This window comes from Rhodococcus sp. NPDC055024 (genome assembly GCF_053608585.1).
This window is the reverse complement of the sequence record NZ_JBSGVT010000002.1, coordinates 150042-171606: the sequence shown is the minus strand read 5'-3', so window position 1 is coordinate 171606 and position 21565 is coordinate 150042. Positions and strand designations below refer to the sequence as shown.

The following is a 21565-nucleotide window of genomic DNA, read 5'->3' as shown; positions in this document are numbered from 1 at the left end:
TCAGTTCTCCCGAATTGTGGATCGTGGGTCGATGAGAGCGAGCACCACGTCGACGATGAAATTGATGAGAAGGACGATGGCGCCGTAGATCACGACCAGTGTCTGGGCGAGTGGGTAGTCCTTCTCGGTGATGGATTTGACCAGCGCCATGCCCATGCCGGGCCAGGCGAAGATGCTCTCGATGAGCACGGTGCCGGCAATCAGACCACCCAGGAGGAGTCCGGCGAGCGTCAGCGTCGACGTCATGAGGTTGGGCATTGCATGACGGAAGTAGATTCGTGCCACGGGCATTCGCTTGGCGCGCGCGGTGCGGATGTAATCCATGTCCAACACGCCGAGTGCCTCTGCACGGACGATGCGCGACATCGAGGCGATGGCACCGATCGACATGGCCGCGACCGGGAGGATGTAGCTTTCCGGTCCACCTCGGCCGGCGACGGGCAGAACAGGGAACGTGACGGCAAAGAGGTAGACCAGCGCCGTACCGAACATGAATTCGGGGATCACGGCGATGGTGCCCGACGTTGCGGTGTAACCGATCTCGACTCCGCGTCGTCGACCGTTGCGGGTCAGTGCAGCGAAGATGAGGCCGATCGGAATGCCCAGTAGCAGCACCGTGACGACTGTGAGTACAGCCAGTTCGAGTGTTGCCGGTAGGCGGGACGCGATCACCTCGAAGACCGGAGTCCTCAAGGTGATCGAGTCGCCGGGATTCCCGCTCAGCAACCCGCCGACGAATCGGAAGTACTGCTGCCACAGGGGAAGGTCGTAACCGAGCTGAGACCTCGTTGTCTCGACCAGTTCGACCGGTGCGTTCATTCCCAGCGCCAACCGCACCGGGTCACCCGGAATCAGTTGGAGCATCAGGAACGCAGCAGTCACCAGCGCCCAGAGTGAAATCACGAAGGTGCCGAAACGGCGCAGCAGATATGCAGGCCAGCTGTCGGACTCGAGCCACTTTGCTCGAGCCTGAGGCGCCGCTTCTGGTTTCGCGGCTTCAATAGTTTGACTCATGGGCTGTCTTTCCGGAGGGCGGGAACAGATGCAGGGCGGGAAGAGATGCTGAGCGGGAAAACGACTTACTGGTAGAGACGCAACGCAGAACCGGTGAGCGTCTTACCGAATGAGAGTCCAGCCTTGTTGAAGTACACGTTCATGACTGAGTCTGCGAAGGGCACGGCCGCGATCGTCTTGGTGAGCTCCGACTCGGCGTCGGCCCAAGCGTCACAAGCGTCGCTACCGGTCAGACCGGAAGCCTTGGTGGCTGCTGCTTCGTAGGCGGGGTTGCTGACCGATCCGAAGTTCTTACCTGCTGCGGGAACCGGCCCGGCAAAGTATGCAGTGAAGGTGCTGGGCAGCGAGGAGTTGACCTGGACCCAGGCGATGTCCCAGGCAGAGTTGTCCTTGCCGCTCAGAATGACGTCGATGATCTTGTTCGAGTCGCCCCCGGTCACCTCGACGTTTGCGCCAAGTTCTGACCACGCCGACTGAGCAAGTTCTGCCGCCGCGTTGCGCGGATCGTCGGTGCCGTCGTACACGAGGCGGAGATTGAGCGGCGTGCCGTCCTTGCTTCGCTTGCCGTCAGCGCCGGCAGTCCAACCAGCGCCGTCCAATGTTGCCTTTGCAGCTGTGAGGTCGAAGTCCGGAATGTTGCCTGCGACAGAGTCGTAGACACAGGCGCGCGGTTCGACGGCGACGAGACTGGTTGCCCGGACCCCGTTTCCGGCGGTGATGACCTGAGTGAGGTCGTCGAGATTGACCGCTTGAATCAGCGCCTTGCGCACTGCCGGATCACTGGTGGGGTTGCTGGCGATCTGGTTGAAGTACATCTGGCCCGCGGGCACCGGCCGGCCAACCGAGTCCAGATTGGCTGCCGCGACGCGGTCCTTGTCCGGCCCGGCGATCGGAGCTGCATTGAGTTCACCCGAGAGAAGCTGATTTGCGGCGGTGCTCACGTTCGGTGCCATGGCGGCGATGACCGTCTTGGGGACGCCGGGGGTATCGGAAGCGGTGCCGTCGGGGCCCCAGTTGTAGCCATCACGTCGCTGGAACGTGTAGTGGTCGTTGGCGGCAACTTCGGTGACTTCGAACATGCCGGTGCCGAGCGACTTCTTGTTCGATGCTGTCGGATCTTTCAGCCCGGCCTCGCACAGGATCGGCAGTCGACCGACGTTGAGAAGCAAGAACGGGCTCGGCGACGCAGTGGTCACCGTGACGGTGCGCGCTGCCGGATCGGCGGTTGCGGTGGCACCGGTCGGTACAGAGGACCCGCGCAACTGTGAACCGTTGTCCGGATTGGCCACGAAGTTGATGTTGTCCGCGACGGTCTGGGAAGTCAGCGTCGATCCGTCGGTACAGGTCACCCCGTCACGGAGGGTGAAGGACGCCGAGGTCGGAGTCTCCTCCCACTTCTCCGCCAACCACGGTCCGACTTCGCTGGTATCGGGATCCTGGTAGATCAGGTAGTCGTAGGCCAAACGAGACAACTCGGCGGTTGCCTGAGAGGCCGACATGATCGGGTTGAGTGCGCCCGGATCGGCCTGCAGGGCGAAACGGAAGGTCCCGTCGGTGGCCGGTTCACCGCCACCGGCGCCCGAGGACGTGCCTCCCGAGCCACAAGCGGACAACACGAGAGCGAGCCCAGCGGCTGCTGCAAGTGTTGGATAGGAGCGGTGTTTCATGGTGCCTCCGGGATGGAGCTGGTGCCCGAGCGAAGTTCGAGAGGGCGCGGTTGAGTGTTGACTGCTAAATCTTGGCGCATGACGTGACGCGCATCTCTGTCGATCCTCACGAAAATCGGGTCGATTTTCGTCCGCTCCCACGAAAACCGCCAGGATCAGTGAATACCTGTCCGTATACCGACAGCGACCGGCGAAACAGAACGATTTCCCCGGTCGCTGCCGTCGTCTACTGGTACAGGCGTAGGGCCGAACCGGTGAAATTACGGCCGAATGCCAGACCCGCATTGTTGAAGTAGAGAGTCGTGATCTTGTCGGCGAAAGGTACCGCTGAGTTTGCTTTGATGATCTCCGATTCGGCGTCTGCCCAAGCGGCACAAGCATCCTCGCCGGTCAGTCCGGAAGCCTTGGCGACGGCTGCGTCGTAGGCAGGGTTGGAGATCGACGAGAAATTGAGTCCCGCAGCTGGCACCGGACCGGAGAGGAAGGGTACGAGCATGCTGGGCAGCGCGACGTTGATCGGCTCCCACGCAATATCCCACGCGGTGTTGTCCTTGCCGCTGAGTGCTACATCGAGGATCTTGTTCGAGTCACCACTGGTGAGTTCGACAGTTGCGCCGAGATTGTTCCAAGCGTTGAGTGCGACGTCGGCGGCAGCATCGGTCGAGTCACCGAACGTTTCGTAGACCATGCGAAGTCGGAGCGGTGTGCCGTCCTTGCTGCGCTTACCGTCGGCACCGATTTTCCAGCCCGCAGATTCGAGAGTTGCTGCGGCTGCGCTGGTATCGAAGGCCGGCAGGTTTCCGGCGACAGAGTCGTAGATGCAGGCCCTCGGTTCGATGGACACCATCGTGGTAGACCGGGTTCCGCGGCCGGCGGTGAAGATCTCGGCGAGGTCGTCGAGATTGAGCGCCTGGACAAGGGCTTTGCGCACGGCCGGATCGCTGGTCGGATTGCCCGGGCTGTGATTGAAGAACATCTCGCCCGCCGGAGCCGGCTGCTTGACCGTGTTCAGGTTCGCGGCATTCAATCGGTCCTGATCGGCGCCGGAGACGGCGGCGGCATTCAGATCACCGGACAACAGCTGATTCGCAGACGTACTCGTATTGGTCACGATGGACGCGACGACATTCTTGGGCACTCCGGCAGTGTCGGAGGTGGTGTCGTCAGGTCCCCAGTTGTATCCGTCGCGCCGGACGTACGCGTAGTGATCGTTTGCCACGGCCTCCGTCATTTGGAACATGCCCGATCCGATGGTCGTCTTGTTTGCCGCCGTCGGATCCTTCAACCCTGCCTCGCACATGATCGGAATCCGCGCCAGATTGAGGAGCAGGAAGGGAGAGGGCTCCGGAGTCGTAACCGTCACTGTCCGTGTTGCCAGGTCGGCGGTGGCGCTCGCCGTTGCTGGTGCGTACACCCCGCGGAGAGCGGATTTGTTTGCGGCGTTGGTGATGAAGTTGACGGTGTCTGCGACAGTCTGGGCAGTCAGGGCGGATCCGTCCGTACAGGTGACGCCGTCGCGAATGGTGAACGACGCGGAAGTAGTTGTCTCTTCCCATTTTTCGGCCAACCACGGCTTGGTTACGCCGGTATCGGGATCTGGGTTGAGCAGATAGTCGTAGCTCAGACGTGCCAGTGCGTGTGCCGGTGAAGCCGCGGTCATCAGCGGATTCAATGCGCCGGGGTCGGCCACGAGTGCAAATTTGAAGGTGCCGTCGGTGAGGGGCTCACCCCCACCGGAGCCCGACGAGCCACCCGACGAGCATGCGGTCAGGGCTAGGACGGTGCCGGTTGCCGCGGCCAGTAGTGCGTAGGACCGTTGTTTCATGGTGCCTCCGGAAGGTGAAGTCCCGACCCGAATGACGGAGGTCCGTCGAGTGGGGAGCAAAAGTCGATTGCATGAATCTTCACCCAACGAAAGAAGGAGAGCATCGTCCGAATTTACGAAGGTTCCGTGAGATTTGGTAGATCGCTACGACGTCGCCGGATAAAAGAGACGAATCTGGAGCATCAGACTGAATCGCGTCTCGGGGTCGTCGAGATCGATGCCGGCAATTCCGGCAAGCTTCTTGAGGCGGTACCGGAATGTGTTGACGTGGATGTGAACCAAGGACGCAGCAGCCGGAATGTCGCCGAACGTGTCGAGCCAGGCGCGGAGAGTGTCGACGAGGTTGATGTCGTGCGTGCGGTCGTATTCACGTAGCACGGCGAGTGGGCCCGACGCGGTCTCGTTCTCGTCCGCCAGGGCGTCGGAGAGGCGCAGAAGCAGGGAATTGATCTGCACGTCGTCGGCACGCGCGACGGTCCGGCCCGAGGAATTCCACGTCGACCTCAGAACGCGAAGCGCTCGGTCGGCTTCGTCGCGTGACTTCTCCAGCGTCATCACGTCGGCCACCGTCGCGCCGATTCCGATGACCACCGACTTCTCCGAACGGGAACGGTCTGCGAACTCCGACGCGATCCGGCGCACGTAGTCGTCGTCGGTCTGATGCCGGGTGTGCGGGATGACGGCGTAGACGGTGCCGCCGATCGCTGCCGCCACCGACAGCGGAAATACCTGGTGGAGATAGGTATTGAGTGTCAGGGCCAGTTGATCGACGTCGGCTTCGGCCTCCAACGTTGCGCCGGCGCCGCCACGGAAGCCGGCCGCCAACACGGTTGCCTTCGAACGACCGTAGCCCAGTCGCTCGGCCGCTTCCTTGGCCGAAGTACCGCCACTGAGTAGTGTGATCACCTCACCCAGCCTCAGCCGGCGTGCCGAATCCGCGGCCAGCTTGGCGCGAAGCAAACTCATGGCGGCCACGCCCGCAGCCTCGACGAGCGTTTTGACTTGCAATTCGTTCGGCTCCTCGTCCAAGATCACCCAGATCGAACCGAGGATTTGAGATGCCGCATGTATTCGCATGCCGACTCGGGGCCTGATGCCCGGCCCGATACCCGGTAGAAAGACCGGAAGGGCCGAGCCGTAGATCTTGTTGAAGTACCCCATGGACCTGAGTCGGTCGGAATAGTGCTGCGGCACTTGATGTCCGAGGACGCTCTGCTTGCGTGCCTCGTCGCCGAAGGCTTGATCCGCCGAGAACGCGAGGATCCGGCTCGACTGGTTCTCGATGGTGACGGGGCCGTCCATCACCTGAGCGATCGAGTTGGCGAGATCGAACAGGTCGGCGTCGGCGGCCGTCGTGCGGTCCCCGTTGTTGCCGGATTCGAGGATCTCGTTGATCAACGACGCACTTTGGAGCCAGCTCGCATCCTTGACCATTCCGAGGAGCGCGACGTCGGTGTCGGCTACCGCCTGCTCGACGAGTCCGTCGAAGTCCAGGGGTTCCTTGACGATCAGTGCTACCGCGCCTGCCGAGCCGTATTCTCTTACCGCCGTTGCGATATCGGCCGAGCCGGCGAGACCTGCACCGAGCACGACGGCGCCCGCACTGTCCTGCGTAGCTTCGGACCCTTCATGCAGGGTCACGCGGCTGACAGTGCGGGCGCCGTCGACGGTGTCGCCACCGCTGAGGAACGTCATTCCCAGTCTGTCGACGATGTCGACGATCGATACTCCCGTGGGTGTGGTCACCACCACACCTTAGGGGGAGCATGGTCGATCAGTTGGCTGGTTGGCCTGCTCAGTTGGTCGGCTGCTCCGCTACAGCCTTCTCGACGAACCGGCGGGTCTGATCGAATGCCGCGGGTACCTGAACGGAATTCGTCATGTCGCTGATCTCGGCCCAACGCTCGGCAACGACCTCGGGGGAGAGTGCGCTTTCGGGGATGTACACGCCCTGCGACTCCTCCATACGAGCGATCGCGAAGACGCCGGCGCCCGCGCTGAGGATGGTCTTGGTGGGCGCATCGTCGGAGACCATGAACAGTGCGCCGGGTGAAATCGATTCGGGTGCAAGCAGAGCGAGAGTCTTCTCGTCGAGGAGGTCTTCGGTCATGCGGGTCGCGGCGGTCGGGGCCAGCGAGTTGACCCGGATGCCCTTGCGTTCACCCTCGATGGACAGAACGTTCATCAGGCCGACGACGCCGGACTTGGCGGCGCCGTAGTTTGCCTGGCCGAAGTTGCCGTAAATTCCCGATGCAGACGTAGTCATGAGGATGCGTCCGTAGTTCTGTTCGACCATGTGCGGCCAGACCGCCTTGGAACAGATGACGGAACCCATCAGATGCACGTCGATGACTTTGCGGAAGTCGTCGAGCTCGGCCTTGACGAAGGACTTGTCACGCAGAATCCCCGCGTTGTTGATCAAGATGTCCACGCGGCCCCACTTGGCGACTGCCGTCGCAACCATGGCGGAAACGGCGTCGGCATCGGTGATGTCGCAGTGGTCCGCGATGGCTTCGCCGCCCAGCTCGACGATTTCTGCCACTACCTTGGCTGCTGCGGTATCGGCGCCGCCACTGCCGTTGACCGAGCCACCCATGTCATTGACGACGACGCGGGCACCGCGTGCCGCGAGGGCCAATGCGTGTGAACGGCCGAGTCCGCCGCCTGCGCCCGTGATGATCGCTACCTTGCCGGAAAAATCCAACGACATTGGAAAACCTCTCTGATCTGGGATACTACTCAGTATTACTATGCGATAGCGTGGAAACAGTCAAGGGCCGGCAGGCAGTGTGAATGGGAGTGGAAGTCGAATGAGCAGTGATCTTCCGGACGTGCGATCCGCGATAATCACCAGCGCCGCTGACGCCTTCGCCGAAGACGGTTACGCGGCCACGACTGTAGATTTACTGGCCGATCGGATCGGTGCCACCAAAGGTCTTGTCTACTATCACTTTCGCTCGAAGTTCGACATTTACCTGGCAATCTACGAGCGCGGGATGAGCATGCTCCGCGCCGAGGTCCAGGCTCGGATGGACGGAGCCGACAGTGGCCTCACGCGTCTCGAAGCGATGTCACACGCCCACCTGGTCAATCTCATGACACATCTCGGGTATCACCACACGATCCACCAGGGGGTCCGGGGCCAGATGAACTCGGCGCTCAAACCGAGGCAACAGCAAGTCCTGGTGGAACTGAATTCGCTGCGGCTCGACTACGAGAATCTGTTCGTCGACGTGATGACCGAAGGTGTCGCGGATGGTTCCATTCGTGCGGGCTCACCGCGAATGGCGGCAAAAGTACTCCTCAGCAGTCTCAACGGCATCGACCTCTGGTACCGAAGGCGTGAAGGGCAGACGTTGGCGGAGACGGAGTCGTTGGCGGACGAGATCGTCGAACTCTTGGTCGGCGGATTGCGCGCCGCGAGCTGACTGAAAGCTGCATTCACCGTGTGGGTTTCCTTCGGCCGTTTCGGGCTGCCCTGCGGCTTGTCGTTCGGTTTGTCGTGCCCTGGCAGTCGGGGTAGCATGTTGGCGTCGTGCGCGGACTTGCGCAGGAATTCAGGGAAGAGGAGGTGTGGCTGTAATGCGTGGCCAACCTCCGAGTACCAACTGAAGCTGTAGCCGTCCGGGTTGATCCGGTATTTTGCTGCAGCTTCATCGTGTGTTCATCGGCTTCGGCTTTGCTGTGAAGCAAGCGTCGTCGTTCACTCTTCCCTTGAAAGCTGTTCAGCATGCGCGAATTTCGTCGTTCACGGTCGGTACTGCCACGTCGTTCTGCGGGTCTCGGTGACTCGCATCCCGGGCACTCGCGTGCCACGCGCACCGTCGTCAAGGCCGCCCCGCCCGAGGCAGTGGCGCCCGTCGAATCGACCGTTGTCAACAGTGGCGTGTACCGCGACGGCGAGCGGATAGCGTCACCGTCCACGCTGGCGGAAGCGCTGTCCTGCCTTCCGGATTCGCAGTCGATGGCGTGGATCGGCATGTACCGCCCCGACGACGCCCAGTTATATGCCGCTGCACAGCATTTCGACCTCCACGAACTGGCGGTCGAGGATGCGATCGTCGCGCACCAACGCCCCAAGCTCGAGCGCTACGGCAAGACGCTGTTCGTGGTCCTGCGGGCAGCGCGGTACCGCGACGAGACCGAGCGGGTCGAATTCGGCGAACTGCACATCTTCTGTGGTCCGAACTTCATTCTGACGGTCCGGCACAGTGAATCGCCGGATCTGTCGGCGGTGCGGACTCGTATGGAGAATGATCCCGACCTCTTGCGATTGGGTACCGAAGCCGTTCTCTACGCCATTCTCGACGCAGTCGTCGACGGGTACGCGCCGGTTGTCGCCGGCCTGCAGAACGACATCGACGAGATCGAAACCGAAGTGTTCAGTGGCGATCCCGGAGTATCGCGTCGCATCTACGAACTGACCCGTGAGGTGATCGAATTCCAGCGGGCCACTCGTCCGCTGCTGGGAATGCTGCGTGGGTTGTCGGCAGGATTCGACAAGTACCACACGGACGAAGAACTCCAGCGTTACCTCCGCGACGTCACCGACCATGCGACGACGGTGGTGGAGCGGGCCGACGGATTTCGTCAGTTGCTCGGAAACATCCTCACGGTGAACGCAACTCTGGTGTCGCAGAACCAGAACGAGGAGATGCGCAATCTGACGCAGGCAAGCTACGCGCAGAACGAGGAGATCAAGAAGGTCTCGGCGTGGGCGGCAATTCTCTTCGCGCCGACGCTCATCGGAACCGTGTACGGGATGAACTTCGACGACATGCCGGAACTGCACTGGCACTTGGGCTATCCGTTTGCACTCTCGATGATGTTCCTGACGTGTGGAAGTCTCTACACGATCTTCAAACGTCGTGGCTGGCTGTAGAAAAACTCGTTGCAGAAAGCGCTGTGCGCCTTGCCAAACGAGATCGGTTGGCAAGGCGCACAGGTGTTTTTCGGGAGGGCGCTCGAATCAGAGCGTGGCGACGCAGACCGTGAACTTACGTTCCGGGTGCTCGAATCCCGAGTCTGCCCCCGAACCGCATTCGTCGATCGACGTGGAGTTCTGCAGAATTTCGACGACCTCGACGACATTGGTGCCGCTGGTATCCGAGCATTCGATGCGGGCAGGCTCGTCCATTCCGCTGCCGAGATCCATGCATCCGCCCACTACCCAGTCGACGTCGAGACAGACAGCGCCCTGCTCGTCACCCGCGAGAGTCTCGTAGTAGTACGAGTCGACATCGGAGGCACACAGATCAGAGGTGGGAACCTTGGCGACCACCTTGTAGTTGGAATCCTTGCTACCGCAGTCCGCGTTGTCGATTTCCGCGGCCGTCGTGGTACCGCCGAGCTTGACGCAATCACCGATCGACACGTCGATGTCGACGTCGCCGCCGTCGTCCGAGCCCTCCTGGCCGGTGATCTTCGAGGTGGTCGGGGCCGCTGAGGTAGTTGTCGAATCGGCAACCGAGGACGAAGATTCCGCAATGGCTTTCGGCTCGATGTCGGAACCGCAACCGACGGTGAAGGCGGCGATTGCAGAAGTTGCGATCACCGCAGTGCAAAGTCGCCGGACGATTCCGGACATAGGGACCCCTTTGTTGATTCTTGGATAATTCTGATGGTTCGTAGATTGTTCGGGACCTATTCCAATACATCGGTAGTCGAATTGCCAACCGGACTGTCAGTATGGGTAGGTGGACCTACCCCTGATGCCGCCGCTTGCCCCGATGCTCGCGAAGGCCGCGGCCACCGTGCCGTCTCAGCCCGAGTCCGGTGATCCGACGTGGTCGTACGAGCCGAAATGGGACGGATTTCGAGCAATCATCTTTCGCGACGGTGACGAAGTGGTGCTCGGGTCGCGGGGAGGAAAAGACTTGGCGCGGTATTTTCCCGAAGCAGTTGAAGCTGTCAAAGCTGAATTGCCCGAGAAATGCGTCGTGGACGGCGAACTGGTGGTTCCCCGTGAAATCGACGGTGTGACGCGCCTGAGTTGGGAAGCATTGTCTGAACGTATTCATCCCGCAGCGAGCCGCGTTGCATTGTTGTCGGAACAAACGCCCGCACAGTTTGTCGGGTTCGATTTACTTGCGCTCGGGGACAGAGACGTCTCGATCGAGGATTTCGGTGTGCGGCGTGCGCTGCTCCTCGATTCCGTCGGCGGCGGACCGAGTTGCCACGTGACTGCCGCGACGGCAGACAGCGCCGAAGCAATGGGTTGGTTCGACACCTTCGAAGGCGCGGGCCTCGACGGGGTTGTCGCCAAGAAGCTGGCGGGGCCGTACCTGCCGAACAAGCGCGAGATGATCAAGGTGAAACACGCCAGGACCGCGGATGTCGTATTGCTGGGCTACCGTCCCCACAAGAGTCAGCCGGGTATCGGGTCGATGCTTCTGGGTCTGTTCGACGGTTCGGAATTGAAGATGGTCGGTGGCGCTTCGGCTTTTACCGCGGCGCGGCGAATCGAGTTGCTGGCCGAGCTCGAGCCTCTGCGGCTCGGGGACGACGTTGTGGCCGAAGGCGAGGCCAGTCGGTGGAGATCGGCCGCAGACCGCTCGTGGATTCCGCTTCGTCCGGAGCGGGTGCTGGAAGTGGCATACGACCAGATGGAAGGGGAACGCTTCCGGCACGCTGCACGATTCCTGCGCTGGCGTCCGGACAGGGTGCCCGACGAATGCACATTCGATCAGTTGGAGGTTCCGGTGCGATACGACTTCGCGGATGTACTTGCAGGTGGTAAGTGATGGCGAGTCCGGCAGAGGAATTGGACGTCGACGGGATCGCGGTCCGGTTGTCGAGCCCGGACAAGATCTACTATCCGCAGTTGGGTGAGGACGGCGGAACCAAACGACATCTTGTCGAGTACTACCGCACGGTGGCGCTGCAGGGCGCAGCGCTGCGAGCACTCCAAAATCGCCCCACGCATCTTCAGCGGTTCCCCGACGGAATCGAGGGCGAAGAGGTCTACCAGAAGCGTCTGCCGGCTAAGCGGCCAGAGCACGTCGAATCCTGCGAGGTCACGTTCCCATCCGGTCGCAAGGCCGATGTCCTTCGAGTGCGCAGTGCCGCGAACATCGTGTGGGCTGCAAATCTCGGGACCGTCACGTTTCATCCGTGGGCCGTGCGGTGCCCGGACACCGATCACCCGGACGAACTCCGCATCGATCTCGATCCGCAACCGGGGACCGGATTCGACGAGGCCGTTGCCATCGCGGATGAAGTTCTTCGCCCACTGCTCGACGAGCTGGGATTGGAGGGATTCCCCAAGACGTCCGGTGGCCGAGGCCTTCACGTCTACATCCCGCTCGAAGCGCGCTGGGATTTCGTCGAGGTCCGTCACGCGGGTATCGCCCTCGCTCGTGAGGTCGAGCGTCGCAGTGCCGATCGAGCCACCACGGCGTGGTGGAAGGAAGAGCGCGGGGAGCGAATCTTCATCGACTTCAATCAGAATGCCCGCGACCGGACCATCGCGGCGGCGTACTCCGCCCGTAAGACACCGATCGCGACAGTGTCGACCCCGGTGACGTGGAACGAACTGCGCGACGTGCATCCCGACGACTGCACCATCGCCACGGTTCCCGGCCTGCTCGCAGATCGCGGAGATCCGATGGAAGCGATGCACGACAAGGCCTTTGCCCTCGACGTTCTGCTGGAGATGTGGGAGAAGGATCTTGCGGCAGGGTTGGGCGATCTGCCGTACCCGCCGAACTATCCCAAAATGCCCGGTGAACCCAAACGTGTTCAACCGAGCAAGGACCGCGATCGGAAGAACAAAGACGGGTAGCGTCAGAGGCGGACATATCGGGTAATTCGATTAGACGTCGAATGTACGGTCACGTCGAATGCACTGTGGGGGTTGGATATGGATCGCCGGAAAACACGAGCAGTAGGTATAGCGGCGGGTGGCATGATTCTTGCCGCCTTCGGATTGTCACTCGGTAGCGGAACGGCCTCAGCTGCGACGTTGGATTGTTCGGCGCGCGGCCAAGATCAGACGATCGTCGAGGGGGCGTCCGCGTGCCGAGCGGTGGCAGATCCCTCCAGCTACGCGATTTCACACGTGGAGGGCGACGGCGTCGGCGTCGCGGATTCGCGAGACGGTGGCCGGTCGGCGGGCGTGGGACTCTTCGGCGGAGTCGCGGCGGCGGAGTCGCGCGGTGGTCTACTTGCCGCCGTTGCGTACGGTCCGGGTTCGCTGGCACTCGGCCGCACCGACTCCTCGCCTTTTTCCGTGGTGCTCAGCGGGCCCGGCGGCAGAGCGGCGGTGGGTGACGCGGACGTCGGGGCGATCTGCTCGGGAGGCCCCACCCTTGTTTTCAACATCGCCACAGGTCAGGGATGTTTCAGCGACGGCACTTCGACGTGGGTCACCCCGTGAGGGCACCCCGGCCCTGAGCCTCTTGCGTGACAGTGGTCACAATGGTGTCAAGCTCCTGTCACCGATCGGGTGACCGGGCAACTTGATCAGTGGGGATCGGAGGACGCGATGACTCCCAATGCACGACGGGGTTCGCTCGCCCGGGTGGAGGTGCCTTCGCGCACCGAGCTGTACGTGGACCGGCGATTCCTTCCTCTGGCAGACCGCTTCTTCGCGATGTACCGCCAACCACAACAAGGTGGCGGCGCGCTCGTCGTGTACCTGGGCGGCGAGAAAGTGCTCGATATCTGGGCCGGCAATGCCGATCGCGATCGGCGCTGGGACCACGACACGGTGTCGCTGTCGTTCTCGACCGGCAAAGGCGTCGCCAGCACTGTCGTTCATCGGCTCGCCGAACGAGGACTCATCGACTACGACGCTCCGGTTGCTCAGTACTGGCCCGAATTCGCGGCGGCAGGCAAGGACAAGATCACCGTCCGTGAATTGATGTCGCATCGAGCGGGCCTTCACCGAGTGCGTGGGCTCATGCCGCATCCCCTCGACCTGATGGACTACGACGCGGTCGTGGCTGCCTTGGCTGCCGAGAAGCCGGACCCTCGTCGACTCCGAGGCCCCGGCTATCACGCTGTGACCTATGGCTGGTTGGTGGCCGAACTTGTCGCCAGGGTGTCCGGTCAGTCGTTCATCGACGTAGTGCAGGCCGAAATCGCGAAGCCCCTCGGAGTCGACGAATTCTGGTACCGCGTACCCGAAACCGAGCGTCCACGTATCGCGAAGCTGTTCCCACATATCAATCCTGCGGGCCTGAACTGGGCCTTCGCTTCGACCGTGCTCTCACACGTCGGCCCGACTCGCGGACTTGCGGAGGCCGCGATGCCGGACGGTTTCGACGTCATGGTGCGCAACCCCGCTGTCCACGACGCCGTGATGCCGGGCTGGAACGGAGTGTTCAGCGCACGTGCTCTCGCGAAAATGTACGGCGCCATCGCGAACGGCGGCGTGATCGACGGGAAGCGGTTCCTGAAGGAATCGACCATCGACCAGATGTCGACGATTCAGACTCGCGATCGTGACTACGTCCTTGCTGTGCGGCCCAACTGGACTCTCGGTTACCACCCGCCGATCATCGCCGCGCGTCGGCAGCCGCGTAATGCGATCGGCCACTACGGAGTCGGCGGTTCGGGCGCGTACGCGGACCTGTCCAGCGGACTCTCACTCGGTTTCACCACCAACAGGTTGGGTAGTGCTGTGACAGCTCTCGGTGATCTTCGCCTTGCGAGGCTCGGTGCCGAGGCGCAGGAGTTAGTTCGTCGAATCTGACACGAAGGGAATGCCATGAGCAGCAACGTGTACCGGGTGACCGAGATCGTCGGCTCGTCCACCGAGAGCAGTGACGCGGCAATTCGCACTGCCATCGCCCGGGCGAACGAGACGGTGCGCAACCTCGAGTGGTTCGAAGTGGTGGAAACCCGCGGGCACATCGAGAACGGCGCCGTAGCGCACTTCCAGGTCACGTTGAAGGTCGGCTTCCGGCTCGACGGCGACGAATCTTGAGCCGTCCTTGATGAGTGTCGATCTCAACGCGGCCGTCGGGTTCATGGCAGGACACGCCCGGACGCTCGATCGGCATCGACTGAATCTGATTCTCGGACAGGGTGACCGGACCGCGGCATTGGCGGCTGTGGACAGCTATCGCAACCCGGACGGTGGGTACGGCTGGGGACTCGAACCTGATCTCCGCTCGGCAACCAGCCAACCTGGCGGAGCGCTGCATGCCTTCGAAGCTTTTGCCGACATCGGAACGCCGACGCGCAGAGCCGGCGACCTGTGCGATTGGTTGCAGGCGAATTCGCTGGCCGGCGGCGGTTTGCCGTTCGCCTTCCCGATCGCCGACCCGGCCGGTTGTGCGCCCTTCTGGGTGAGCGCGGATCCGACTGCGCCGTCGTTGCAGATCACCAGCATCGTGTGTGCTGCAGCGGCCCGCGTCGTCGAATTCGACGAGGCTGTCGCCGAACATCCGTGGTTCGTCTCTGCCGTTCGATATTGCCTCGACTCGATCGACGGGGCGGAGTCTCTGCATGCCCTCGAGTTGGCCTTTGCGTTGCAGTTTCTCGACGCGGTTCACCGGAGCAGCCCCGAAGCGTCGTCATTGGTGACCGCTCTTGGTTCACGGATACCAGCTGACGGCTTGGTTCACGTGGACGGTGGAGCGGAGGGCGAATTCATGCGGCCACTCGATTTCTCACCGCTTCCAGGTGGTCCGACCCGCACGTTGTTCGATGCATCGGTGATCGACTCCGAACTGTCCGCGCTCGCTGCGCGACAACGTGATGACGGCGGATGGGCGGTGGATTTCGACAGCTACTCGCCCGCCGCTGCATTGGAATGGCGAGGTCACGCCACCGTGCAGGCGGTGTGGCTGCTGAAGCGCAATGGCGTGATCTGAAAACGATTCTCGCGCCAAATTGGAACACGTTATAGTCTGGGAACCAGTTCGAGCTTCGTGTTTCAGGGATAGGGGAATGTCATGGCGTATGTGATCACGCAGCCGTGCTGCAACGACGCCTCGTGTGTTGACGTGTGTCCGGTCAATTGCATTCATCCGACACCGGACGAAGCTCCGTTCGCGACCACCGAAATGCTCTACATCGACCCGGACACCTGCATCGATTGTGGTGCGTGTGTGGACGAATGCCCTGTTGAGGCAATTTTTCCGGACAACGAACTCGATGAGGACGACGCGCCGTATCTGCAGATGAACGCGTCGTACTTCGAGAAGCATCCGATGGGCCCGGATTGGCCCGAGCCGATCACGATGGCCAAGATCGACCCCGAGCTGGGAACGCTGAAAGTAGCGATCGTCGGCTCCGGCCCCGCCGCCTGCTACGCGGCGATGGAACTGACCGGAAAGCCCCGCGTCGAGGTCGACATGTTCGATCGACTTCCCACTCCCTACGGATTGGTGCGTGCCGGTGTGGCTCCGGATCATCCCGGAACCAAAGGCGTCACCGACCAGTTCCGTGCCGTGGTCGCGAAGAAGACCGTGCGCTGCCACTTCAACGTCGAGGTGGGCGCGCACATCTCGCACTCCGAACTCTTGGACCATCACCATGCGGTGATCTACGCGGTGGGTGCTGCGGGAGACCGCAAGCTCGAGATCCCGGGTGAGGATCTGCCGGGAAGTCACGCGGCCACGGAGTTCGTCGCCTGGTACAACGGCCACCCGGGATATGCCGACCGAACTTTCGACCTCTCCGGAGAGCGAGCGGTGATCGTCGGAAACGGCAACGTCGCACTCGACGTCGCGCGAATCCTGGTGACCGACCCTGACAAGCTTGCGAAAACGGACCTCGCCGAGCATGCATTGGAAGCGCTGCGCAACAGCAAGATTCGTGAGGTCGTCATTCTCGGACGGCGTGGGCCGGCGCAGGCCGCGTACACCAACCCCGAACTGTTGGCACTCGGACAGATGGCGGACGTGGACGTAGTGGTCGACCCGGTCGAGGCCGAACTCGACGAGGCCAGTCAGGCATTCGTGGACAGTGATGCTGCCGAGCCGTCCGTGTTGCTCAAGGTCAAGCAGGCGCAAGAATTTGCTTCACGTACTGCTGATCCGTCTCGCAAGAGGATTGTTCTGCGGTTCCTCACCTCTCCCGTCGAGATCCTCGGTGACGACGCGGTCTCTCAGGTGCGCATCGTGAAAAACGAGCTGGTTGCAACGCCGACCGGTCAGCTCTCCGCCCGACCCACCGAAACCGAGGAGACGATCGACACTTCGCTGGTGCTTCGGTCGGTGGGATACCGCGGTACGCCGATGGCCGACTTGCCTTTCGACGACGCTCGCGGCGTGATCCCCAACGAGAACGGCCGAGTGATCGACACCGAGACCGGCACACCGATCCCGGGTGTCTACGTCGCGGGTTGGATCAAGCGCGGACCGACGGGCGTGATCGGCACGAACAAGTACTGCTCCGCGGAGACCGTTTCGATGATCTTCGACGACTTCGCAGGTGGACGCCTCGCCAATCCCACCGAGGATGCCGACAAGTTGCAGGTTCTGCTGGCAGACAGGTCGCCGGATCAGGTGGACTATCAAGGTTGGCAGCGTATCGACAAGGCAGAACGTGCATCCGGTGCCGCAGCCGGACGGCCGCGAACCAAACTCATCTCCATCGAATCCATGTTGGCGGCTGCCCGCAGCGAGGGATAGCAACGGTTGGGCGAACATCCGAATTGCTCGATTGCCGCATTTGTGTGTTAATGACTATGGAAATGTGCGGTTTGCTCTCTTCGGCGTGCTCGGGTGTGTAGGTGTGCGCCCGGCGGGTGCGTCCGAATGGTGCATCGGCATCGGTACCAGGCGGGTATCGATGCCGGCCGCGCACGATCCACGTGAGTACGTGGTCAGTCGAGCGAAGGTAGTGACATGGGCAGCAAACAGGGTCGTCGGACGTCGCGGGTTGCCGTGGCAATCGTCGGAGCGGTGGCTGCCGGCCTCGCTCTCGCCGGACCTTCCGCGGCTGTTCCTCTCTTTCCCGGTGGACCCGACATTCCGTTGCCCGTGATCCCCGGCGTTCCGTACCTCGACCCGGCAATTCCGGTTCCGGGCATCCCCGGTACGCCGATTCAGGCGCCCATCGGTGCCCCCAACTTCTCCGCACCGTCGCTCAACCCGTCCGCGGGCGAGACCGTCGGCATCGCGCAGCCGATCATCATTCGTTTCAACGAGGCCGTCGATGACCGTGCGACGGCCGAACGCGCTATTCGTGTGACCGCCAATCCGCCGGTCGAGGGCAACTTCTACTGGATCAACAACAGTCAGGTCCGTTGGAAGCCGGCACAGTTCTGGCCGGCGAACATCTCCGTGACCGTCGACGCCGGCGATTCGCACTCCACATTCAACATCGGTGACGCACTCGTCACCGTCGCGGACGACAACACCAAGCAGGTCACCGTCACCCGCAACGGCGAGGTGGTGCGCACCATGCCGACGTCGTTCGGCAAGCCGGGACACGAAACACCGAACGGCACGTACATCGTCGGCGAGCAGTTGCGTGACATGTACATGGATTCGTCCACGTACGGCGTTCCGATCGATTCTCCGGAGGGTTACCGCACCTACGTCGAGTACGCGACGCGAATTTCCTACAGTGGCATCTTCGTCCATGCTGCTCCGTGGTCGGTTGCGCAACAAGGTTTCACCAACGTCAGCCACGGCTGCCTCAATGTCAGCACCGAGGATGCCAAGTGGTTCTTCGAGAACGCAGGCAAGGGCGACCCGGTGATCGTGCAGAACACCGCAGGTGGAGTCCTCAGCGGCGCCGACGGATTGGGTGACTGGAACCGCTAGACCTCGTCGACGAAGGCCCTGCGCGAGAAGTATTCGCGCAGGGCCTTTTTCGTGTCGCGTTCAGCTCGAGTGTCTTGTACGTTCACCATTCATTCTTTGCGGGCGGTCAGACTGCCTCAGTGAGATCGAGTCCGGAAAGAACGCTGCCCACTTCAGGCAAGCCAGGTCTGTGGGGCAGACCATGGCGTGACTACGCGCTCTTTGCGCTCTTGGTAGGTCCCAATCTCGCGTTGCTGATCTTGTTCACCTATCGTCCGTTGGTCGACAACATCCGACTTTCGTTCTTCGACTGGAACATTGCGGACCCGAAGGCGACGTTCATCGGTCTGAGTAACTACCGCGAGTGGTTCGGACGAAGCGACACCTGGCAGATCGTCACCAACACAGTGGTATTCACGTTGGTCACCGTCGTGGGTTCGATGGTCATCGGCTTGGCGTTGGCCATGCTGCTCGATCGCAAGCTCGTCGGGCGAAACCTGGTCCGATCGGCCATCTTCGCTCCCTTTGTGATCTCCGGTGCCGCGATCGGTGTGGCGTTTCAGTTCGTCTTCGACCCCAACTTCGGATTGATCCAGGATCTCCTGCACCGTGTCGGACTCCAATCGCCCGACTTCTATCAGGATCCCCACTGGGCACTGTTCATGGTGACGGTGACGTACATGTGGAAGAACCTCGGGTACACGTTTGTCATTTATCTCGCTGCGCTGCAGGGAGTTCGGCAAGAGTTGAACGAAGCCGCCGAAATCGACGGCGCCAAGCCGTGGACAAAGTTCCGCCGCGTGCTCCTGCCTCAGTTGCGCCCGACGACGTTCTTTCTCTCCATCACCGTCATGCTCAACTCGCTCCAGGTCTTCGACATCATCAACGTCATGACCCGAGGTGGCCCGCTGGGGACGGGGACGACGACGATGGTCTACCAGGTTTACAACGAGACGTTCCGAAACTTCCGGGCGGGCTACGGCGCGACGGTTGCCACCATCATGTTCTTGATCCTGCTGATCATCACCGTCTACCAGGTTCGTGCCATGGATCGGGGAGAAGAGAAATGACAGCGGTAGAGGAAAAGAAAAGCGCTGCTCCGACTTCCGTCGTCCGGCCGGGCCCGGACCGCAGGAACGTGGATCGGCGTGAGGTCGGCGTCAAGATCCTCGGCTACGCGGCAATGGTGATCGCCTTGGTCATCATCGTCCTGCCGCTCTACTGGATCGTGATGACTTCGTTCAAGGAGCGACCGGAGATCTACACCCAGCCGGCAACGTGGTGGCCGTCGTCGTTGCATCCCGAAAACTATTCCGAAGCAACGACATCGGTTCCGTTTTGGATGTTTCTGCGAAACTCGATAGTGATCACGACGATTCTGTCCGCGGCGAAGTTCGTTCTGGGGACTCTCAGTGCCTACGGATTGGTATTCCTGCGCTTCCCGGGGAAAAACTTCGTCTTTCTCGGCATCATCGCAGCGTTGATGGTTCCGAACCAGATCACCGTGATCTCGAACTACGCGCTCGTGGCAGAGTGGGGATGGCGTAACACGTTCCAGGGCATCATAGTTCCGCTCGCGGGTGTAGCCTTCGGTACGTTCCTCATGCGCAACCATTTCCTCTCGATCCCTTCGGAGATCATCGAGGCGGCGCGGATGGACGGCGCCGGCCACTGGCGACTGCTCTGGCGCGTGGTGCTTCCCGTGTCGGGGCCGACGATGGTGGCGTTCGGCATCATCACGGTGGTGAACGAATGGAACGAGTACCTGTGGCCGTTCCTCATGTCCGACGATTCCTCGGTAGCGCCGCTGCCGATCGGATTGACCCAACTGCAGAACAACGACGGACTCACCAACTGGGGTCCGGTCATGGCAGGAACGGTGCTGACGATGCTACCGATCCTGGTGATTTTCCTTCTGCTGCAACGACACATGATCAAGGGCCTCACCTCCGGTGCGGTCAAGGGCTGACAGCTTTCCCGTCACAATTCTTTTTCGAGGTGCAGCAATGGCAAACATGAACAGGCGTGGTTTCTTGAGCCTCGGCGGAGCAATCGCCGCCGGCGCCGCACTGACCGCGTGCGCGGGTTCCGGCGGGTCGAGCGCTGATGCTGCGGGAACATCCGGTGCTGCGGGTGATTCCAACACCATCACCTTCTGGTCGAACCACCCGGGTAAGTCCACCGACGTGGAGAAGGAACTGATCAACCGCTTCCAGACCAAGTACCCGGACCTGAAGGTCAACTTGGTGGACGGTGGCAAGAACTACGAAGAGGTGGCACAGAAGTTCAACGCTGCACTCTCCGGCGGAGATGTTCCCGATGTGGTTGTGCTGTCGGATGTCTGGTGGTTCAACTATGCACTGGCCGGGGCAATCGAGCCGCTCGACGGACTCTTCTCCGAGGTGGGCGTCGACTCGGCCGACTACGTCGATTCGCTGCTCGCCGACTACCTTTTCCAGGGTAAGCACTATGCGCTTCCCTACGCTCGGTCGACGCCGTTGTTCTACTACAACAAGGCGGTCTGGTCGCAGGCCGGCCTTCCCGACCGTGGGCCCGCGACGTGGCAGGAGTTCGACGAGTGGGGACCTGAGCTGCAGAAGGTCGTGGGCAACGGCAAGTTGGCACACGGGTGGGGCAACGCGAAGGATTACCTCGGCTGGACCTACGAAGGCCCCATCTGGACGTTCGGCGGATCGTACTCCGACCAGTGGAATCTGCAGCTCGACAACGAGAAGACCATTGCCGCAGGGCAGTTCCTCTCCAGCATGATTCACGACAAGAAGTACGCCGCGGTCTCCACCGACATCGCCAACGAATTCGGTACCGGCATTCTGGCGTCGACCATTGCGTCGACGGGTGATCTGTCCGGCATCAAGAAGACTGCGAACTTCGACTTCGGTACCGCTTTCCTCCCCGCGGTGGACGGAACTCCCGGTTGCCCCACCGGCGGCGCCGGGCTCGCCATCCCGTCGAAGATCTCCGATCAGCGTAAGAAGAACGCGCTCAAGTTCATCGACTTCATCACCAATGGTGAGAACACGGCGTACTTCTCGCAGAACGTCGGCTACATGCCGGTCCGCAAGTCGGCAACCTCGGAGCCGAGCATGAAGGCATTCCTCGACGCGAACCCCAACTCCCGAACCGCAGTGGATCAGCTTGCGCGCACGCGCTCGCAGGACTACGCACGCGTGTTCGTGCCGGGTGGAGATCAGATCATCGGTACCGGACTCGAGCAGATCGCTCTCCAGAAGGCCGACGTCGCATCGACATTCGCTGGCGTCGCGACCCAGCTGCAGCAGATCATCGACCGGCAGATCACCCCCAAGCTGCCGAAGTAGTAGGAGAGAACACTC

Annotated in this window: 19 protein-coding genes; 13 read left to right on the top strand and 6 right to left on the bottom strand. The window is 61.8% G+C overall.

Annotated features, from left to right (window positions below; all coding sequences use genetic code 11):
• The 5 genes from ACWF6P_RS07285 to ACWF6P_RS07265 form a co-directional block, all read right to left on the bottom strand.
• Positions 1 to 1014, bottom strand: coding sequence for an ABC transporter permease (locus tag ACWF6P_RS07285; protein WP_019745232.1), 1014 nt, complete (start codon positions 1012 to 1014; stop codon positions 1 to 3).
• A 65-nt stretch (positions 1015 to 1079) separates the two neighbouring features.
• Positions 1080 to 2681 (bottom strand): ABC transporter substrate-binding protein, encoded by a 1602-nt coding sequence (locus ACWF6P_RS07280; protein ID WP_452620550.1) that lies wholly within the window; start codon positions 2679 to 2681, stop codon positions 1080 to 1082.
• Between the two features lie 226 nt (positions 2682 to 2907).
• Positions 2908 to 4506, bottom strand: a complete 1599-nt coding sequence (locus ACWF6P_RS07275; protein WP_452620549.1) for an ABC transporter substrate-binding protein — start codon at positions 4504 to 4506, stop codon at positions 2908 to 2910.
• A gap of 144 nt (positions 4507 to 4650) precedes the next feature.
• Positions 4651 to 6252, bottom strand: a complete 1602-nt coding sequence (locus ACWF6P_RS07270; protein ID WP_452620548.1) for a PucR family transcriptional regulator — start codon at positions 6250 to 6252, stop codon at positions 4651 to 4653.
• 49 nt (positions 6253 to 6301) lie between these two features.
• The gene (locus ACWF6P_RS07265) at positions 6302 to 7216 is read right to left on the bottom strand and encodes an SDR family NAD(P)-dependent oxidoreductase (RefSeq protein ID WP_452620547.1); all 915 of its coding nucleotides are present in this window, start codon (positions 7214 to 7216) and stop codon (positions 6302 to 6304) included.
• A 100-nt stretch (positions 7217 to 7316) separates the two neighbouring features.
• Here ACWF6P_RS07265 and ACWF6P_RS07260 point away from each other — a divergent pair, with 100 nt between their 5' ends.
• Positions 7317 to 7934 (top strand): TetR/AcrR family transcriptional regulator, encoded by a 618-nt coding sequence (locus tag ACWF6P_RS07260; RefSeq protein WP_452620546.1) that lies wholly within the window; start codon positions 7317 to 7319, stop codon positions 7932 to 7934.
• 302 nt (positions 7935 to 8236) lie between these two features.
• Positions 8237 to 9388, top strand: coding sequence for a magnesium and cobalt transport protein CorA (locus ACWF6P_RS07255; protein WP_452620545.1), 1152 nt, complete (start codon positions 8237 to 8239; stop codon positions 9386 to 9388).
• A gap of 87 nt (positions 9389 to 9475) precedes the next feature.
• Here the strand turns inward: ACWF6P_RS07255 and lppU are convergent, their stop codons facing one another.
• Positions 9476 to 10093 (bottom strand): LppU family putative lipoprotein, encoded by a 618-nt coding sequence (lppU, locus tag ACWF6P_RS07250; protein WP_007731384.1) that lies wholly within the window; start codon positions 10091 to 10093, stop codon positions 9476 to 9478.
• 109 nt (positions 10094 to 10202) lie between these two features.
• Here lppU and ACWF6P_RS07245 point away from each other — a divergent pair, with 109 nt between their 5' ends.
• The 11 genes from ACWF6P_RS07245 (at position 10203) to ACWF6P_RS07195 (ending at position 21550) form a co-directional block, all read left to right on the top strand.
• On the top strand, positions 10203 to 11249 hold the full coding sequence (locus ACWF6P_RS07245) for an ATP-dependent DNA ligase (protein ID WP_378542681.1): 1047 nt from the start codon (positions 10203 to 10205) through the stop codon (positions 11247 to 11249).
• On the top strand, positions 11249 to 12289 hold the full coding sequence (gene ligD / locus ACWF6P_RS07240; RefSeq protein ID WP_452620544.1) for a non-homologous end-joining DNA ligase: 1041 nt from the start codon (positions 11249 to 11251) through the stop codon (positions 12287 to 12289). The genes ACWF6P_RS07245 and ligD overlap by 1 nt, the downstream gene beginning before the upstream one ends.
• Before the next feature lie 78 nt (positions 12290 to 12367).
• A complete protein-coding gene (locus ACWF6P_RS07235; RefSeq protein ID WP_452620543.1) occupies positions 12368 to 12883 on the top strand; it encodes a DUF6764 family protein in 516 nt (171 codons plus the stop codon).
• A 108-nt stretch (positions 12884 to 12991) separates the two neighbouring features.
• On the top strand, positions 12992 to 14203 hold the full coding sequence (locus ACWF6P_RS07230) for a serine hydrolase domain-containing protein (protein ID WP_378446696.1): 1212 nt from the start codon (positions 12992 to 12994) through the stop codon (positions 14201 to 14203).
• Between the two features lie 15 nt (positions 14204 to 14218).
• Positions 14219 to 14437: a dodecin gene (locus tag ACWF6P_RS07225; protein WP_003939815.1), complete on the top strand. Its 219-nt coding sequence runs from the start codon at positions 14219 to 14221 to the stop codon at positions 14435 to 14437.
• 10 nt (positions 14438 to 14447) lie between these two features.
• Positions 14448 to 15329 (top strand): hypothetical protein, encoded by an 882-nt coding sequence (locus ACWF6P_RS07220; RefSeq protein WP_452620542.1) that lies wholly within the window; start codon positions 14448 to 14450, stop codon positions 15327 to 15329.
• Positions 15330 to 15410: 81 nt separating this feature from the next.
• Entirely contained in the window at positions 15411 to 17093 is a 1683-nt protein-coding gene (locus ACWF6P_RS07215) for an FAD-dependent oxidoreductase (protein ID WP_452620541.1), read from the top strand.
• A gap of 216 nt (positions 17094 to 17309) precedes the next feature.
• Positions 17310 to 18233 carry a L,D-transpeptidase gene (locus ACWF6P_RS07210; protein WP_452620540.1) on the top strand — a complete coding sequence of 308 codons (924 nt, stop codon included), beginning with the start codon at positions 17310 to 17312 and terminating at the stop codon, positions 18231 to 18233.
• 74 nt (positions 18234 to 18307) lie between these two features.
• Complete coding sequence (locus ACWF6P_RS07205; protein WP_378446692.1) at positions 18308 to 19282, top strand: carbohydrate ABC transporter permease; 975 nt, start codon at positions 18308 to 18310, stop codon at positions 19280 to 19282.
• Positions 19279 to 20181 carry a carbohydrate ABC transporter permease gene (locus ACWF6P_RS07200; protein WP_378531745.1) on the top strand — a complete coding sequence of 301 codons (903 nt, stop codon included), beginning with the start codon at positions 19279 to 19281 and terminating at the stop codon, positions 20179 to 20181. The genes ACWF6P_RS07205 and ACWF6P_RS07200 overlap by 4 nt, the downstream gene beginning before the upstream one ends.
• Before the next feature lie 37 nt (positions 20182 to 20218).
• On the top strand, positions 20219 to 21550 hold the full coding sequence (locus tag ACWF6P_RS07195) for an ABC transporter substrate-binding protein (protein ID WP_283302725.1): 1332 nt from the start codon (positions 20219 to 20221) through the stop codon (positions 21548 to 21550).
• Positions 21551 to 21565 lie beyond the last annotated feature (15 nt).